A 16,742-nucleotide genomic window follows, 5' to 3' on the forward strand; every position below is an offset into this window, starting at 1 on the left:
AGATCAATCATGACGACTTTTATAAAAACCACCTCTCCCAATGGTGACGATAATATTCGCTTAGGCACTTTACAAGAAGATCGTAATTTTGGCGAAAATCTCACCCAAACTAATAATAATGATCTTTATTTTTTTAGTTTAGACCGTACCACCACCGTTAATATTTTAATTGACTATAATGCCAGCAGTGGCTCAACCGCTCAACCCCAAGGATTTTTTGAGCTAGTTAAAGACGAAAATCGTAATGGTTTTCTCAATTTTGATGAACTGGTATTAGATGATTTTTTTCTGGGAGGTAGCGCCCGTAACTCTAATCAAACAGGACTTTTAACCCTTTCACCGGGCGAATATATTTTTGCCGTCAGTCGCAATAGTGTTTTTTCTGCTTCTTACAATGTCGCCATTGATGTTAGTAACTCCAACTCTTTTGATGATGATGATTTTTTCAATGATGATAGTGGTTTACAAATCGGTAGTCTTTATGGATTAATTACCATTCGAGATTTTGACGGTAACGCCCACGGCGTGAGTAATTTTAACGGTGATTTGGCAATTTCCGACAGCTATAAATATCAAGGACAATTTGATGTACAAGGTAATGGTAAGCGCGAATTAGTGTTTACCAACCAGTTTACCGGGCGCTGGGCTACCGTAGAAACTGATCCTCTCACGGGAGAAGTGGATTATTCTCGCTTTGGCAGTAATGGTAGTACCCGTGTAGTGGGAATATACACTGATCCTTTAGTTGCCCAAGGAGTAGTACAAAAAAACTCAGAGTTGGATAGTCAGCGCCGTTTTCAAAATGATTTATTAATTGATAACTTGGAGTTAAGGGCTTCGGGTGATTATGATAGGGATGGTTTTCAAGAATTGTATTGGAAAACTGGGGATGGTACGGCTTATTTACGGGCGCTGATGCACGGTGACGGTAATATTCAATACGCCAATTATCAAAGTGAGCAACAAATGAGGGATTATCTTACCGGTACAGGTAATTTTAATGAAATTCAATTTATTATTTAGGGGTTGCTGAAAAGTATTTTAGTTAAGGTAGGGAAAAGGAAAGAGGGAAAAGGGAAGATAATTAACTATCCATTATCATTTATTTTTTTTCCCTTTCCAAGTGCCACCATAGCGATAGAAGGTGTTGTCGGGCGCTACTTCCTGCCAACATTGAGGGCAAACTAATTGCCATGATTGATTTTTTTGCCACTGAATACGATACCGTAGGGATACTAATTGAGAGCATCTAGCGCACTCCGCCGTTTTCATAATAATTGAGGTCAATAAGTGAATGATGAGATAAAATGCTGAGTACATTTATCAAAATTATTTTACAAAAATGTCTTTAAAATCATCAGCAGTTATTGTTAATTCTCTATTAATTAGTTCCAGTATAGCTTTTCCAGCTTTAGCGGATGAATCCAGCGCCCCTCGCACCTTAGCAGAAATTAACGCAGAAGGTTTTACGAGTAAAGCAGAGCAATTACAATTTAACCCTACCGTTGATAAAAACTTTTTTCAAACAGAAAATAACACTCCCACTTGGGAAATCGTGCAAGGAGAAGAAAATCGATTTTCTCCTTCCCCCCTACAAGTGGATTTAACCAAAACCATGATTATCCCCAGCGCCGAAATTATGCCCAAAGGGGGAGTAACTATCACCAATGGCGCCCATGTTTTTACGACGGGCGCTGAGGGATTCGGCACAGGATTACAGATATATGGCGGTTCTGTTGATGTCGGCATCAACGATAAATTACAAGTAGGATTAGCTTACACTGATTTTGATGACATTTTAGGACAAAGAGTCAATAATCAACCTGTTTTCTTACAATTGAAGGGATTTGCTCCTAATTTTAAATATCAACTCATTAATCAACCATCCTATAGCCTTGCTGTGACAGGATCAGCCGAACTATTACAGGTGGGTGGAAATAACGGTTTATTTACCCCCGATAATCAAAATAGAACAGATAATATTCTGGCCGCCACCATACAAGCGCCCGTCACCTTTGACTACACCGATAACGTAAAGTTTCATTTCGTAGGAGGTTTAGCCATATTTCCCGATACCGTTAATAACGGTGCTGATTTTTACGGGACATTTTTTCACGGTGGCGCTGGCATAACGGCTCGATTTTCCGAACGTTTTGGCGCTTCTGCTGATTTCAGCTATCCTCTTATTGGTGGTGGCAATAGTGTTAATAATCAAGGGGAAGTTACTAAAAATCCCGTGTGGAGTGCCATGGTTAACTATCTTCATAGCCCAGCAGTTGCCTTCGATTTATACGTTACCAACACTTTAGGCACGACTCCAGCTACTAAACTATTAACATTTATTCCCGATGGTAAACAAGTTGCTGTGGGCTTAAACCTGCGCTGGAGTCCAGATTATTTCGGCAAAAATTATCAAGCTAGTTTCTCCGATCGACCTCTTACCCCCCTTACTGCCAGAGATAAACAATTACTCTTCGATGGTTTTACCCTCAATACCGCCGAAACGTTGCGAAAAGATCGCTTTTTGGTTCAAGGAAACGTGAGCGAAAACTCTGGGTTTCAATTGGCTTATGGTTTAAGTGACGATGTGCAGTTAGAACTTTTGGGGCAAAGTTTAGCCGATAATGATCAGAGTTTGGGTAACGGTTTTAAATTGGCAGTGGCTACCAAAGTTCGATTTTTAAATCAAAGTCAAGGTGATCCTTTTTCCTTCAGTGTGAGAGGAACATTTGATATTTGGAAAGGTACGGTAGATAAGGTAACTAATCTTGGTAATGGGCAAACCATGACTGAAAGCGTCACCGCACCCGGTAGTTTTACCGCCCAAGCTATTTTTAACTATCAAAATAGTGAGCAATTTGCCTTTTTCCTTAGCCCCAAAGCCGGTTTATTTGGCGATCAACGAATTTTGGGCGCTGGTTTAGGTGTGAATTATCAACCTATCACGGGTTTACAATTAATTGGCGAGTTAACTCCTATGGTAAGTAATGACCCTTTGGTTTGGGCGGTGGGCGCCCGTTATATGCGCCCTCAAACTAACTGGGGTATCGGTGTTTATGGCACTAATGCCATCGGTAGCAACGGCATTGGTAATGTCGTTACCCAGTCTAATGATGGTATTACTCTCGGTGTTAATTTACTGTTTTTGCACGGGCGCTAATTTTTCTTTTGTCTAAACTCACGCCTAGATTTTGTAGGTTGGGAAGTGCGACAGCGTAACCCAACCATCACAGAATTAGGGATACAGGAAGACGGGGACACAGGATGATTATAATTCATAATTCATAATTCATAATTCATAATTGGTCAAAGTTCTTTATAATTCTTTAAGGTTATTATAGAAACTTAATAATATTAGGAGACAAAGAGACATGGCTACAATCACCTTTCTCAAAGAAAATAAAGAAGTTATAGCGGCAGATGGAGCTAATTTGAGAGAAAAAGCCCTTCAAAATGGTGTGGATATTTATAAATTTAGAGGAAAATTGATGAATTGCGGAGGGGCAGGTCAATGTGCCACTTGTGTAGTGGAAATAGTGGAAGGCAAGGAAAATTTATCTCCCAAAACTGATTTTGAGGAAAGAAGACTGAAGAAGAAGCCTGACAATTATCGCCTAGCCTGTCAAACTTTGGTTAATGGACCAATCAGCGTTAATACAAAACCATAGTAAATTAGTTCTTGTACAAAGTTAATTGTCAGTAAGCGAGGGGTTTAAACCCCTTATCATAGCTACAGTCAAACTTCATAATTATCCATTCTTCATTATCCATTATCCACTATCCTCTAATTACACTGAGGTGATAAAATGGGCGAGTATATCTAAATTAGCTCAGGGTTGGACGAAAATTCCCCTAAAAGTATTTTATTGTGATGAGTGATTATATTTTTGGTCAAGTTTTAACAGCCATGGTGACACCTTTTCATGGCGATGGTTCCGTTAATTATGCCATGGCTGAAAAACTAGCTAGTCACCTAGTGGATCATGGTAGTGATGGTATTGTAGTATGTGGCACTACGGGAGAATCCCCAGCCTTAGAGGAAGGAGAAAAAGAAGAATTGTTAAAAGTGGTGAAGGGCGCTGTGGGCAGTCGTGGTAAAGTGATCATGGGGACGGGCGCTAATTCTACAACTAAAGCTATTGATTTAACTCGGAAAGCTGAAAAAATAGGCATTGATGGCTCTTTACAAGTTGTGCCTTACTACAACAAACCCCCTCAAGAAGGTTTATATCTTCATTTTAGTGCCATTGCTTCTGCTTGTCCTGATGTTCCCATCATGTTGTACAATATACCCGGGCGCACGGGAAAAAACTGTGAACCGGCAACTATTGCTCAATTGGGAAAAGAATTTGCTAACATAGTAGCGGTGAAGGAAGCAAGTGGCAATTTAGAACAAGCCATGGAAATTAAAATCCTCGCTGAAGACAGCTTATTGATTTATTCTGGGGAAGATTTTTTGACTTTACCCATGATGACGGTAGGAAGTATTGGTGTAGTTAGTGTGGCTAGTCACTTAGTAGGCACAGAAATTCAATCGATGATTAAAGCATATCAGTTGGGCAATGTTAATTTAGCTCAAAAAATTCAACAAACGTTACATCCTCTATTCAAAATTTTGTTTTGTGATACTAACCCTATTCCCCTGAAAACGGCATTACAACTCCAAGGTTGGGACGTTGGTGGTGTAAGATTGCCTTTGTCTCCTATTGGTGATAGTAATTATACTGACATTAAATTATTGCTTGACAAAATGAAGTTATTAAGTTAATAATTTAAGAATGGAACTCTACAGATATAAAAAGATTTTCTCATGGGAAAAAAGAAGTTTAAGAAAGTGTAAGAATTACAAGGAGGTTTATTTTCATTAATTTATAAAAACAGGCTCTCTTACTATGAGAAATTATTGGTTAGTACCGAGAAAAGGAAAAAGATAATTATTAAATAATAATTTGTAAACTTTTAACTTTTCTGCTGCTATAAGTGCTATTCAGTCACGGTTATAAGTATCCTTTCCTAGTAACTTAATACAACTACTGTAAAAAAGCCTAAAAACATTATCATTTTTAGTGGGTATTAAATATTTCACTAAGTCTATGATTATGCCTTAAAAAACAAAAAATTATTTTTTAAGTTGACAGCAAATAATAATTTCTATTTGATATGATAGCTATAGTAGTTTAGTTGACTAGAACTATTATAATTTACAAAAAAATAGCATTTTTCACAGTATTTCAGGGTGACAGCCCGAACACCCTTGATGTGAGTAAACTTAATATTAGGTTTACTGGATCAGTTATCAATAAATGAAATGACATTGATTGTTGTTGGGTTACGCTTTCGCTAACCCAACCTACGAATTGGTTAATTATCTATTAGATTATTCCCAGACAAAACATAACAAAACAAGGAAAAATTAGACAAGTTTATGAGTAAAATTTACACCATTCAAGGAAGAAAAAGAAAAAGCAGTAATGCACCAGTAAGAATTGACAATATTAAGGAAGTTCCACAAATTAAACCAAAAGTAATTCAAAAGAAAGAGCAAAATAAAGGAGATAGATTAAGGGTAATTCCCCTTGGTGGTTTACATGAAATTGGTAAAAATACTTGTATTTATGAGTATGGGGAAGAAATAATTTTAGTGGATGCGGGGATTGGTTTTCCTACGGATGGAATGCACGGCATTAATGTGGTGTTGCCTGATATGACTTATTTAAGAGAAAATAGTCATAAAATCAAGGCTTTTGTGGTTACCCATGGTCATGAAGATCATATCGGCGGTATTCCTTATCATCTCAGACAAATTGATACTCCGATAATTTATGGTCCTCGTTTGGCGATGGCTTTATTAAGAGATAAAATTGAGGAAGCTGGTCTAGGGGAAAGGACTACCATTAAAACAGTTAGTCCTAGAGAGGTAGTAAAAATCGGTCAACATTTTCAGGTAGAATTTATCCGTAATACTCATTCTATTGCCGATAGTTTTACCCTCGCCATTCATACACCTGTCGGAATAGTAATTCACACGGGGGATTATAAGGTGGATCATACTCCTGTGGACGGGGAATATTTTGACTTTCATCGTTTGGCTGAGTTGGGAGAAAAGGGTGTCCTATGTTTATTAGGTGATTCTACTAATTCGGAAGTTCCGGGTTTTACTCCCTCTGAGCGCTCTGTTTATCCTAACCTCGAAAGAATTTTTAGTCAGACCAACGGGCGCTTGATGTTGACAACCTTTGCGACTTCGGTTCATCGGGTTAATATGGTGTTAGAATTGGCTCAAAAATATCATCGCAAGGTTGGTATTGTCGGGCGCTCGATGTTGAATGTTATTGCCCACGCACGTAATTTGGGTTATATTCGTTGTCCTGAAGATTTGTTTGTACCGTTACGCAATTTGTCTAGTTTACCTGATGAACAAGTGTTAATTCTTTGTACTGGTTCTCAGGGGGAAAAATTTGCGGCGATGACCAGAATTTCCAGAAATGAACATCGTCAGGTCAGGGTGAAAAAAGGTGATACGATTATTTTCTCGGCTCATCCGATTCCAGGTAATACGATTGCGGTGGTGAATACTATTGATAATTTAATTATGCAAGGGGCAAATGTATTATATGGTAAGGGCATGGGACTTCATGTTTCTGGTCATGGTTGTCAAGAGGATCAGAAGTTGATGTTGGCTTTGACTAAGCCTAAGTTCATGGTGCCGGTGCATGGTGAACATCGGATGCTGGTTAAGCATAGTCAAACGGCTCAGAGTGTGGGGATTCCGGCGGAGAATATCGTCATTATTGATAATGGAGATACCATTGAATTGACTCCTGATAGTATTGGTAAGGGTGAAAGAGTGCCTTCTGGTATTGAGTTGGTGGATAGTTCAGGGGTAGTCCATGGTACTAATATTATGGAGGAAAGAAGACAGATTGCTGAGGATGGTGTGATTACGGTGGTGGCTAATGTGAATGGTGAGGGGCGCTTGTGGGATGAGCCACAAATTAACTTCCGTGGGGTGGTTAGTCAGGTGGAAATGTCGATGTTGGAGCGTTTAATTAGTCGTAATGTGGAAAAAACCATTGCTGATCGTCTGAAAAGTGCTTTCTTGTTAAATCCTAATGAGCAGGTTAACTGGTCGAGTATTCGTCTTGATGTGGAGGTTAGTTTAGATCGCTTGATTCAAAGAGAATTAAGAAGTAATCCTTTGGTTATTTTTATGCTACAGGTTCAACCTGATTCGACTCAAGATCAAAATGACAATGGTGATGAGGATGGTAAGTTTACTCGTCGTCGTCGTCGTGTGGTAGCGACCACCTAATTTTGATTTTGTTTGTTAATAAGCATTTTTTGGGGAGGTAGGATACTACTTCCCTTCGGACGGGAGGGCGCTATAATTGTAAGCTGTTGCTTAAACACAGAAATAATCAAAACATGGGTGTTGAACTACGTAGCTATGTATATTTAGATCGATTACAACCTCAACACGCTGCGTATATTGGCACGGTGGCTTTAGGATTTTTACCTTTACCCGGTGATGCGTCTTTGTGGATCGAAATCTCTCCGGGTATTGAGATTAATCGTATTACTGATATAGCTCTTAAATCGGCTGTGGTGCGCCCGGGTGTGCAATTTGTAGAACGTTTGTACGGATTGTTAGAAATTCATTCTACTAATCAAGGGGAGACTAAGGCGGCCGGTCAAGCTATTTTGAGGGCGCTGGGGGCTGAAGAAGGGGATAGTATTAAACCAGAGGTGGTATCCAGTCAAATTATCCGCAATATTGATCCTTATCAAGCTCAAATTATTAACCGTAATCGGCGCGGACAAATGTTGTTAGCTGGAGAAACTCTTTATGTTTTGGAGGTTCAACCGGCTGCGTATGCAGCGCTGGCTGCTAACGAGGCAGAGAAAGCTGCGCTGATTAATATTTTAACGGTTCAAGCTGTGGGAAGTTTCGGAAGGCTTTATCTTGGTGGTGCGGAGAGAGATATTAAGGCGGGCGCTGAAGCGGCGCTAGAAGCTATTGCTTCTATTCGTGGTCGTGCTAAACTCAAGGGAGTTGATGAGTAATATTACGTTCGGATAATTAGGTGTTGCTGAAAAAGTATTTTGGTGAGGGGAGGTGTGAGGTTTTGGGTGTCAGGTATCAGGTAAAATGCTTTAAAAGAGCAAAGTGAAAAGGGCAAGGTGCAAAGGTTAAAAAAGGGTAGAGAAAAAAGATTATTTTTGGCACTTTTTATGGGTTTCATTATGCTTAAAACCTTTGTTTAATAAGGGTTTTGATTTATTCAGCAAACCCTTATTAGTATCTTTGCACTTTACCCACCGTGTAATAAATTACACGGAACCAACAGAATTACGTTCAATAAATTGAACTAAGATTATTCTTAATTAATTTGTAAGTGATCGCGCAGCGGCAGCCTTCGGCTGATCAAACGGACTTGATATTAGACCAAATAGTATTTAAAAGACACAGGAGAAAGCAGGGGAGATAATAGAGTTGTTGCGAAATAGGTTTTTTGCTAAATTTAGTCCTTATTTATTTAATAAGGGTTTCACATACGCAGATATTTAATTTGCAACAAGTCTAATAATTCATAATTCATAATTCATAATCCCCATGAATAGACTTTTTAATCAAATCCTATAGCGCCCTTCACCGTAGATGATGAGGACTTTTGAGGGTAAATTGTGCCACGATAATACCAACAATTGCTAATAAACCCATGACATAGAAACCGTTAGTATAACTACCAAACAAATCTCGTATTTGACCAATAAATAATGTCCCAATTAGCGCACCTGTACCATAAGCAGTAAAAACAATACCGTAGTTTTGGGCATAGTTATCAGGGTTAAAAAATTTTAGGGTAATGGTGGGTGCCATTGCTAAAAATTAGGGTTAAGATTAATAATTTCTTCCCCCACTACCAGCGATGACACCGTAAGCAATAGTAATGATAATAATATTAGAGCCAAAACTCGCAAGAATATAGCCCAAACCTACCACGATACCACCTATGGCTGTCATTTTTCTTGCGCCGATTTTTGGAATAAAAAAACCAGCAATGGGCATTAACAAAGAATAAAAGAGAAGGGCAATGGTGTAGGGTAGTAAACTTTCTGTGGCGCTGATATTAAATTGTGTTTCGAGGGGTTTTCTGAAAATACTCCAAGAGTAAACACTACCTAAGCATAATAAAACAATAATGCCCAGAGGAATTAGCAACCATCTACCCTGTTGGGCATTTAATCCGAATAACTTTAATTGTGGTGGTGCTTCATTCATTCTATTTCGTGAGATATTTAGCAGGTGATTTCACTACAATCGTACTAACTTTTGGGCTTCGGTAATCCATTGTTGTATTAGCGAAACCGATGGGCATAAATCTCGTCTTTTCAGAGTGGCTACTTGTAAACGAAGAATTTGGCGTTGGAGGGAGGGCGCTTTGGCTTGACTTAAACTTTCTAGGGAAGCAATTCCAGCGTGTAATAAAAGTCCACAATATTGACTATTAACGCTTTTAACTCCTGCTAAATCAGCTAGGGCAATCCATTTACTAAGTTGTCGGATATTGATACTAATTTTTTGAGCTAATAAAATCCGTTTATTTTTTTCATAGCCTTGATTTAATAGATCAAGATTGGTAAAAATTTTGGCATTGTTTAATATTTGAATATCTTGATTACTAATGCCGGGTAAATTTTCAATTTTGATCACAAATCGAGTCATCGTTATTTGCTAGGGAATGAGTGAAACGGAAAAAAGGCAAAGGTAGCAAAAAAAGAGTTACTGGAATTCAAGTAATTTAGCCACCGTATAATGAATTACAAGGAACCAACAGGATTAAGTTCAATAAATTGAACTAAGATTCTTTTTGGTACTTCTTCTAGTTTGTATCAGGGATCAACCTTAATCGGGCTAGAAGCCCGAAATAAGATTCTTTAAAAATGTTTATAACTTTCTGGGTGGGTTGAATACCATTCAACCACTACTAACAGAAAATAATTTGCCCTCAAATTACTTCCGAATTATTCCAGCGCCCCTCGCCGTGTAATGGCATCATTGATTTTAGCAATCACCTCAGCGACGGGTAAAGTACCTAAATCACCCACCGCACGAGTACGAAGACTGAGAGTATTATTTTCCACCTCATTCGCCCCTACCACAGCCATGACAGGGACTTTTTGCTTCTCACCGTTGCGGATCATTTTGCCTAATCTCTCCCCACTGGTGTCCACCTCAGCCCTAATTCCAGCCATTAACATTTGCTGACAAACATCTTGGGCATAGGGTAAAAATTCCTCATTAACCGTGATTAACCGCAGTTGGGTGGGCGCTAACCATAACGGAAAATCTCCAGCGTATTCCTCAATTAAAATACCGATCAAACGTTCTAATGAACCGAAGGGCGCTCGATGAATCATGATGGGGCGTTGGCGCGCGCCGTCGGGCGCTGTATATTCCAAATTAAATCTTTCAGGTAAATTATAATCCACCTGCACCGTGCCTAACTGCCATTCCCTTTCCAAAGCATCTTGGAAAATAAAATCTAACTTGGGACCATAAAAAGCCGCTTCCCCGGGTGCTTCAAAATGTTCCATATCCAACTTTTGCACCGCATTGCGAATGGCATTTTGCGCCTTTTCCCAAACCTCATCAGTACCGATATACTTATCAGAAGCGGGATCACGGAAGCTGAGGCGCGCTTTAAAATTCTTTAACTGTAAACTATTGAAAACCGAGAGAATTAAATCAACTACGCTGAAAAATTCTGACTCTAATTGATCGGAAGTCACAAATAAATGAGAATCATCCACCGTAAAACCCCTTACTCTAGTTAAACCGCCCAATTCTCCTGATTGTTCATAACGATATACTGTACCAAATTCCGCTAGACGCATAGGTAACTGGCGATAAGAGCGCAATTCACTCTTATAAATTTGGATATGAAAAGGGCAATTCATGGGTTTCATGACAAAACCAATTTCTTTTTCCGCTTCCTCAGGGTTATCAGCCATCATGGGAAACATATCTTCCTTATAATTCTGCCAATGTCCCGAAATTTTAAACAAATCCACCCTAGCAATATGGGGAGTAACTACAGGTAAATAACCACGCTTAACCTGTTCTTGTTTCAAAAAATCTTCTAAAGTGGAACGAATAAGAGTACCTTTGGGAGTCCATAAAGGCAATCCGGGTCCGACAGAATCAGAGAAAATAAATAAGCCTAATTCTTTACCTAATTTGCGATGATCTCTTTTTAACGCTTCTTCCTTACGGCGCTTATATTCCGTTAATTGTTCGGGGGTTTCCCAAGCAGTGCCATAAACCCTTTGTAACTGCTGTTTACTGGCATCACCGCGCCAATAAGCGCCCGCCACCGATTCCAACTCAATAGCCTTGGGGTTCAAATCTGCGGTACTTTCCACGTGAGGACCGGCACACAAATCCCACCATTGATCCGCTAAGTGATAAATTGTAATGGGTTCTTCTTTAATGCTATCAAGAATTTCCAGTTTGTAAGGTTCGTTAATATGGGCAATGCGTTGGCGCGCTTCTTCTCTGCTAACAACTTCCCTGACAACGGGTAATTTTTTATTGATGATTTTGGTCATCTCTTTTTTAATTGCTTTGAGATCGCTTTCTGTCAAGGATTCAGGTAAATCAAAGTCGTAGTAAAAACCGTTTTCTGTCCAAGGTCCGATGGTTACTTGAGCGTTAGGATATAATTTTTGTACTGCCATAGCCATGACGTGGGAGGTGGTATGGCGAATTTTTTTTAAATTTTCTGATTCACTGGTGCGAGGTAATTTTATTGATTCTACTTGATTTGACATAAAAATTTTATATATTGCTTCGATACCGCATAGTAATTGATTTTATCCTAAAACCGTCAGACTTCCGATGGAAAATTCTCTAGTTGCTTGATGGTGTGAGTGTCAAGACATAATCATTTTGCTCAACTGATGATACATTTTTGGCGTTGCTGAATCAAGGTATGATGTAGGGAAAACAAGGATTTGAGGGAAAAAAGATGAAATGTCCAGAATGTGGCTCCGAGCGTATCAATAGAAATTACAAACTTTGGGATGATTTCCAATTTCGTCATTAGCATCAAATCATTAGTTTTCTTGTTAAGGTAAGATAAGCTAATAGTATGACCTCAAAAAAGGTTAAAACTAAATAAATCACTTGTAGGGTAAGATATTGATTTCCATTGTGGATACTGCGATGGTGTATTTCAAACTTAGCTTTACGATAGAATCTGAGCAGTAACCAAAGAAGATTCTATAAATATATATGGATAAGGTAGAATACAACCTGCAAGTGATTTTTATTTTAGTTTTCTTTTTAGTCACAAGTTTTTATTTTTTAATTTAAGAGTAATAATGACGGCAAATCTTCCTCAAGGGCAATTAATTTCACCAAATCAGGATAAAAAGAATCGTTTATTACTCTCAGACTCTCCTGAAGAATTAAAACAAAAATTCTATGAATTAAAAACTCCTTTAGATGTTGCTAAACTCTTAAATATTCCTCATAAAAGATTAGTTTATCATCTTTATTTAGTTGACTCCCAGAGACGTTATAAAACTTTTACTATTCCCAAAAGATCTGGCGGTGAAAGACAAATATCAACCCCGATTACGGCGTTAAAAATTATTCAACAAAAACTTAATCAGGTTTTACAGGCAGTTTATCAGGTTAAGCCTTCAGTGCATGGTTTTGTGCAAGATAAAAATATTGTTACCAATGCCAAAGCCCATGTAAAAAAACGTTATATTTTAAATTTAGACTTAGAAAACTTTTTTCCTTCTGTCAATTTTGGGCGAGTTAGGGGAATGTTTATGGCAACTCCTTATCATTTACCTCCTAATGTGGCTACGGTATTAGCTCAAATTTGTTGTCAGAATAATGAGTTACCTCAAGGTGCGCCGACTTCTCCTATTATTACTAATATGATTTGTGGGAAGATGGATAGTCAGTTACAACGTCTGGCAAAAGATTGTAAGGCAACTTATACTCGTTATGCTGATGATATGACTTTTTCTACTACTATCAAGGATTTTGCTGCGGATTTAGCTTATGTTGTTAATGAGGATGAGGGGAAAAAAGTTGTGTTGGGCGATCGCCTTTCGACTATCATCAGAGAGAATGGGTTTAGTGTGAATGAAAAGAAAACCCGTTTACAAACTAAGGGGAATCATCAAGAGGTAACGGGTTTAACCACTAATCAATTTCCCAATGTGGATAGACGTTATGTGCGTCAAGTCAGGGCGATGCTTCATGCTTGGGCTAAATTTGGTTTAGAATCTGCACAGAAGGAGTTTGAAGAAAAGTATCATCATAAGGCTAGATTTTCAGGGAAAGAAATCCCTCGTTTTCAAGACGTATTAAAAGGTAAAATAGAGTTTATAGGTATGGTTAAGGGTAAGGACGATCTTATTTATCAAAAATATATAACTTTATATAACAATCTGATGAGTTTAAATTAATTAGAAAATTAGAGATAGGTTTATTTCTCAATGACTAACAATGAAAAAACAGAAATTGATGAATTAAAAAAACAAATTCATGAATTACACAGTTTACTCAGTAATTTAGAAACTTATGTAAAAGTTACTGGAGTTCAAAATTATCAAAAAGTTATCAATTATAATATCAATTATTCTAAAATTAGTTATCTTCAAAAAAATCATAAATTGAGAGAAAAACTTAATGATGATTGTGTGTTAATGATTAAAGCAAGATTAAATGATGATTTTACTGAATTTTGTCGTCTTTGTTGTTTACAAATTGAGTTAGTTGTCGATCATTTTATTAGATTTTATAGTCATAAAAATTTAATTGATTTAGAACAAACCCCTAATAATACGATCAAATCTATCACTGTTATTGCTACTGGTGAAAAATACAAAAAAGAATCTTATGAATTTCTTCCACTTAGTGATAAAGTTGAATTTTGTTGCAATATGATTATGAATAAAAGTAATGAGGAAAAAATCACAAAAATTAAACAAATTATTAATCGTCTCATAAAAAACGAAAGAAATAAAGGCAGTCATAGGGATGCTTTTGATATTCCATTTATATAGAAGAAAAATGGAGATTCGCATTTTATGACAATTTATGTAAATTTACCTGATGAAGCTACCATAAATGGATTGATAAAATTATTTTCTCAACATGGCTTCAATATAAAAGAAAAGTCAATTGAATTAAAAAATAAAGGATATAAATTCTGTTTTATTTATTTAGATAATCAACAATTAGAGAATGAATTTATTAATCATTTTTATAACATTAACTACCCTGAGACTAACTATCAGTTACGTCCTAAATTTAATCAACCATCTAGTCACAAAGAAATAGATCATTGTGCGGAAAAAAAAGATTATGATTTAGTGACGGAAGTTCTCGAAGAATTTATCACTATATTATGCAATAAAATAGATACCCAAAGAAAATAAAAATGATTTCATACATTTTAATTGGTTGCCCAAGTAGTGGAAAATCAACTCTAGCTAAACATATTATTAAACAAGACTCAAATTATCAAATTATTTCCACCGATAGCATTAGAAAACAACTTTTTGGTGATGAAAATATACAAAGAGATTGGCAATTAATTGAAGCAGAAATATTTAAACAAATTGACAGTTATATTCAAGTAGGAAAACCGATTATTTATGATGCTACTAACGCTCAAAGATGGTGGCGAATGACTCTTTTAGAAAAGTTAGCAGAATATGAAAATGTCAACTGGATTGGTTGGTATTTAAAAACTCCTTTAAATGTTTGTTTAGACTGGAATAAAAAGCGTTCTCGACAAGTACCAGATGATGTTATAACTAATTTATATCAATCCCTCAGAAATTTTCCACCTCTTCCTGCGGAGGGGTTTTTAGCTGTTTATGACATACCATTTAAAGATGGTAAATTAGAAGTTAATGAGTTTAATAATCAACTTTCAAAACTAAATCGAGTAAAAGTTAATCGCACTAATCGCACCGCCAATAGTAAAATACAATTTCATCCTTATTCAAGGTTACTAGACTTCGATCGCATCTTCCACTTAATTAGCCTTATAATTAAATATCCTAACCTCGGCAACTTATCTAAATCCAACCCCGAATTAATCACAGAAATCTTAGGGGAAGAAACTAAATTTGCCTGTGAAATCGAAGAAATTTGTGCCATTTTAGCCAAGAAAATAAGCCCTATTTATGCCCAACCCGAAGCCATTAAACAAGACTTAATCTGGTTAGAGAAAATGGGCATTATTCATCTACAAAATTATGAACTATTACCAGATATTGAAATAGTAAATATTGATGATTTAGTAACCCATCCCTACTCAGATATTGAACCATTTACCAGACTAATAAAAACTATTCATTTTATTATCCATCATCCCCTAATTTACAAAAAAAAAGAAGGATGTTTGCAAAGTTTAGTTCAAGCCATGCAAGATGAACAAATTATCCATATTAACTGTGGTGATAGTATTCGTAAAGATATAGAAAAAGTTTTAAAACCCTTTGGCATTTTCCCCGATTTTACCATGAAAAAAGGCTATTTTATCGGCACAGGCATTTTATCTCAAACAGATTTAATTAAAGTTTTTCGCCTATTGGAAGCTCAAGCTAATAGTTTATCAGATCCTGTTGCCTTATCTATTTATGAAACTTTTAAAAATCGTCTCGGAGATGCTAAAATTGCTCATCCCGAAAGTTATCCCGTCAGGGCAATTTATAATAAAAACATTGTCGATTTAAACAGTATTTCTAATGATTCTTTAGCCAAAAAAATTGATGTCTTAGAAGGTGCGATCGCCTCTGGACATTTATTAGAATTAAATCGCTTTTCAGGCAGTGCCAAATTTAGTCAAACTACCACTAATAACAATTATTTTTTAGCGTATCCATTACAAATAGTTTTTCATAACATTGGTTGGTATTTAGCCTATGAATATGCAGAGGGAATAGACAAAGGTTTATTTAAATTTGAAAGATTAGATAGATTATTTTTAGGCAGAAAAACAGATAAATTAAGGGATGTAAAACAACAGGTAAACGCTCTAAACAAATTGCAAGAACTATATCAAGCTAGTGGGGGAATCTTTCTCGGTAATAATGTTAAATGGCAAAAAGAATACCTCGATAAAAAACAGAGAAGTAAGGCTGAAATAACTATAGAATTATGGTTCAACGATTATATTTTTAAGTTTATCAGTGAAGGCACAAATCGCTTTCCCTTACAACAAATGAAAATGTCTCCCCCTCTTCATAAAACCAACCATAAAAAACCACCTTTTACCCTTAAAAAGACAGAAGATAAAAATTATCCTAATCGTTTTCAAGTAAAATTACCATTATGGTCATTAGAAGACATTGATTTATTACGGTGGATTGTTGGTTTTGGTGGACAAGTTAAGGTAATTAATCCCCCTGAATTAGTGAATAAAGTTAAGAAGTTAGGAGAAGATATTTCACTATTATATTACGGACATCGAAATTATTAGTATGTAACCCCAAAAATATACCTCAAGTATAAAGCTATAGCGTATATATATTTTGTTATATACCCCCCATAAATACAATCAAAATAGAATTAAACTTATGGTAAACATACTAGACATCCACATTAATGGTTTGCGTGATTTAATTAAATCCAAAATCTTGAGTAATAGCGTACATTTATTATTACCTACAGAACTGACCAAGAATAATACAAAATTTCC

General features: G+C 36.6%; 13 protein-coding genes and 1 pseudogene. 10 read left to right on the forward strand and 4 right to left on the reverse strand.

What is annotated here, in order from left to right:
• Positions 1 to 9 precede the first annotated feature (9 nt).
• Positions 10 to 1,023 carry a hypothetical protein gene (locus IGQ45_03905; GenBank protein MBF2056371.1) on the forward strand — a complete coding sequence of 338 codons (1,014 nt, stop codon included), beginning with the start codon at positions 10 to 12 and terminating at the stop codon, positions 1,021 to 1,023.
• 75 nt (positions 1,024 to 1,098) lie between these two features.
• Here the strand turns inward: IGQ45_03905 and IGQ45_03910 are convergent, their stop codons facing one another.
• The gene (locus IGQ45_03910) at positions 1,099 to 1,320 is read right to left on the reverse strand and encodes a hypothetical protein (protein ID MBF2056372.1); all 222 of its coding nucleotides are present in this window, start codon (positions 1,318 to 1,320) and stop codon (positions 1,099 to 1,101) included.
• 22 nt (positions 1,321 to 1,342) lie between these two features.
• On the opposite strand from IGQ45_03910, the gene IGQ45_03915 reads away from it, so the two are divergent.
• From IGQ45_03915 to IGQ45_03935, 5 genes are all read left to right on the forward strand, one after another.
• Entirely contained in the window at positions 1,343 to 3,160 is a 1,818-nt protein-coding gene (locus tag IGQ45_03915) for a hypothetical protein (GenBank protein ID MBF2056373.1), read from the forward strand.
• 211 nt (positions 3,161 to 3,371) lie between these two features.
• The gene (locus tag IGQ45_03920; GenBank protein MBF2056374.1) at positions 3,372 to 3,668 is read left to right on the forward strand and encodes a (2Fe-2S)-binding protein; all 297 of its coding nucleotides are present in this window, start codon (positions 3,372 to 3,374) and stop codon (positions 3,666 to 3,668) included.
• Positions 3,669 to 3,871: 203 nt separating this feature from the next.
• On the forward strand, positions 3,872 to 4,768 hold the full coding sequence (gene dapA, locus IGQ45_03925) for a 4-hydroxy-tetrahydrodipicolinate synthase (GenBank protein ID MBF2056375.1): 897 nt from the start codon (positions 3,872 to 3,874) through the stop codon (positions 4,766 to 4,768).
• A 657-nt stretch (positions 4,769 to 5,425) separates the two neighbouring features.
• On the forward strand, positions 5,426 to 7,312 hold the full coding sequence (locus IGQ45_03930) for a ribonuclease J (protein ID MBF2056376.1): 1,887 nt from the start codon (positions 5,426 to 5,428) through the stop codon (positions 7,310 to 7,312).
• Positions 7,313 to 7,425: 113 nt separating this feature from the next.
• Complete coding sequence (locus tag IGQ45_03935; protein ID MBF2056377.1) at positions 7,426 to 8,064, forward strand: hypothetical protein; 639 nt, start codon at positions 7,426 to 7,428, stop codon at positions 8,062 to 8,064.
• Between the two features lie 586 nt (positions 8,065 to 8,650).
• Here the strand turns inward: IGQ45_03935 and IGQ45_03940 are convergent.
• From IGQ45_03940 to IGQ45_03950, 3 genes and pseudogenes are all read right to left on the reverse strand, one after another.
• Positions 8,651 to 9,283 (reverse strand): annotated as a pseudogene (locus tag IGQ45_03940) (MFS transporter).
• A 33-nt stretch (positions 9,284 to 9,316) separates the two neighbouring features.
• The gene (locus IGQ45_03945; GenBank protein MBF2056378.1) at positions 9,317 to 9,727 is read right to left on the reverse strand and encodes a DUF4332 domain-containing protein; all 411 of its coding nucleotides are present in this window, start codon (positions 9,725 to 9,727) and stop codon (positions 9,317 to 9,319) included.
• 299 nt (positions 9,728 to 10,026) lie between these two features.
• A complete protein-coding gene (locus IGQ45_03950; protein ID MBF2056379.1) occupies positions 10,027 to 11,835 on the reverse strand; it encodes a threonine--tRNA ligase in 1,809 nt (602 codons plus the stop codon).
• 552 nt (positions 11,836 to 12,387) lie between these two features.
• Here IGQ45_03950 and IGQ45_03955 point away from each other — a divergent pair.
• Genes IGQ45_03955 through IGQ45_03970 form a run of 4 tightly spaced genes read left to right on the forward strand, consistent with a single transcriptional unit; the run spans position 12,388 to position 16,523 of the window.
• Entirely contained in the window at positions 12,388 to 13,494 is a 1,107-nt protein-coding gene (locus IGQ45_03955; GenBank protein ID MBF2056380.1) for an RNA-directed DNA polymerase, read from the forward strand.
• Positions 13,495 to 13,524: 30 nt separating this feature from the next.
• Positions 13,525 to 14,094, forward strand: coding sequence for a hypothetical protein (locus tag IGQ45_03960; GenBank protein ID MBF2056381.1), 570 nt, complete (start codon positions 13,525 to 13,527; stop codon positions 14,092 to 14,094).
• A 24-nt stretch (positions 14,095 to 14,118) separates the two neighbouring features.
• The gene (locus IGQ45_03965) at positions 14,119 to 14,469 is read left to right on the forward strand and encodes a hypothetical protein (GenBank protein MBF2056382.1); all 351 of its coding nucleotides are present in this window, start codon (positions 14,119 to 14,121) and stop codon (positions 14,467 to 14,469) included.
• A gap of 2 nt (positions 14,470 to 14,471) precedes the next feature.
• Complete coding sequence (locus IGQ45_03970; GenBank protein ID MBF2056383.1) at positions 14,472 to 16,523, forward strand: WYL domain-containing protein; 2,052 nt, start codon at positions 14,472 to 14,474, stop codon at positions 16,521 to 16,523.
• The last annotated feature ends 219 nt before the right edge of the window (positions 16,524 to 16,742 follow it).

The sequence above is a fragment of the Cyanobacterium sp. T60_A2020_053 genome (assembly GCA_015272165.1).
Taxonomy (GTDB): Bacteria; Cyanobacteriota; Cyanobacteriia; order Cyanobacteriales; family Cyanobacteriaceae; genus Cyanobacterium.

Excerpts from the sequence above, each read along its gene's own strand:
- IGQ45_03905 (MBF2056371.1), top strand. The coding sequence starts at position 10 with ATGACGACTTTTATAAAAACCACCTCTCCCAATGGTGACGATAATATT.
- IGQ45_03910 (MBF2056372.1), bottom strand. The coding sequence starts at position 1,320 with ATGTACTCAGCATTTTATCTCATCATTCACTTATTGACCTCAATTATT.
- IGQ45_03915 (MBF2056373.1), top strand. The coding sequence starts at position 1,343 with ATGTCTTTAAAATCATCAGCAGTTATTGTTAATTCTCTATTAATTAGT.
- IGQ45_03920 (MBF2056374.1), top strand. The coding sequence starts at position 3,372 with ATGGCTACAATCACCTTTCTCAAAGAAAATAAAGAAGTTATAGCGGCA.
- dapA (MBF2056375.1), top strand. The coding sequence starts at position 3,872 with ATGAGTGATTATATTTTTGGTCAAGTTTTAACAGCCATGGTGACACCT.
- IGQ45_03930 (MBF2056376.1), top strand. The coding sequence starts at position 5,426 with ATGAGTAAAATTTACACCATTCAAGGAAGAAAAAGAAAAAGCAGTAAT.
- IGQ45_03935 (MBF2056377.1), top strand. The coding sequence starts at position 7,426 with ATGGGTGTTGAACTACGTAGCTATGTATATTTAGATCGATTACAACCT.
- IGQ45_03945 (MBF2056378.1), bottom strand. The coding sequence starts at position 9,727 with ATGACTCGATTTGTGATCAAAATTGAAAATTTACCCGGCATTAGTAAT.
- IGQ45_03950 (MBF2056379.1), bottom strand. The coding sequence starts at position 11,835 with ATGTCAAATCAAGTAGAATCAATAAAATTACCTCGCACCAGTGAATCA.
- IGQ45_03955 (MBF2056380.1), top strand. The coding sequence starts at position 12,388 with ATGACGGCAAATCTTCCTCAAGGGCAATTAATTTCACCAAATCAGGAT.
- IGQ45_03960 (MBF2056381.1), top strand. The coding sequence starts at position 13,525 with ATGACTAACAATGAAAAAACAGAAATTGATGAATTAAAAAAACAAATT.
- IGQ45_03965 (MBF2056382.1), top strand. The coding sequence starts at position 14,119 with ATGACAATTTATGTAAATTTACCTGATGAAGCTACCATAAATGGATTG.
- IGQ45_03970 (MBF2056383.1), top strand. The coding sequence starts at position 14,472 with ATGATTTCATACATTTTAATTGGTTGCCCAAGTAGTGGAAAATCAACT.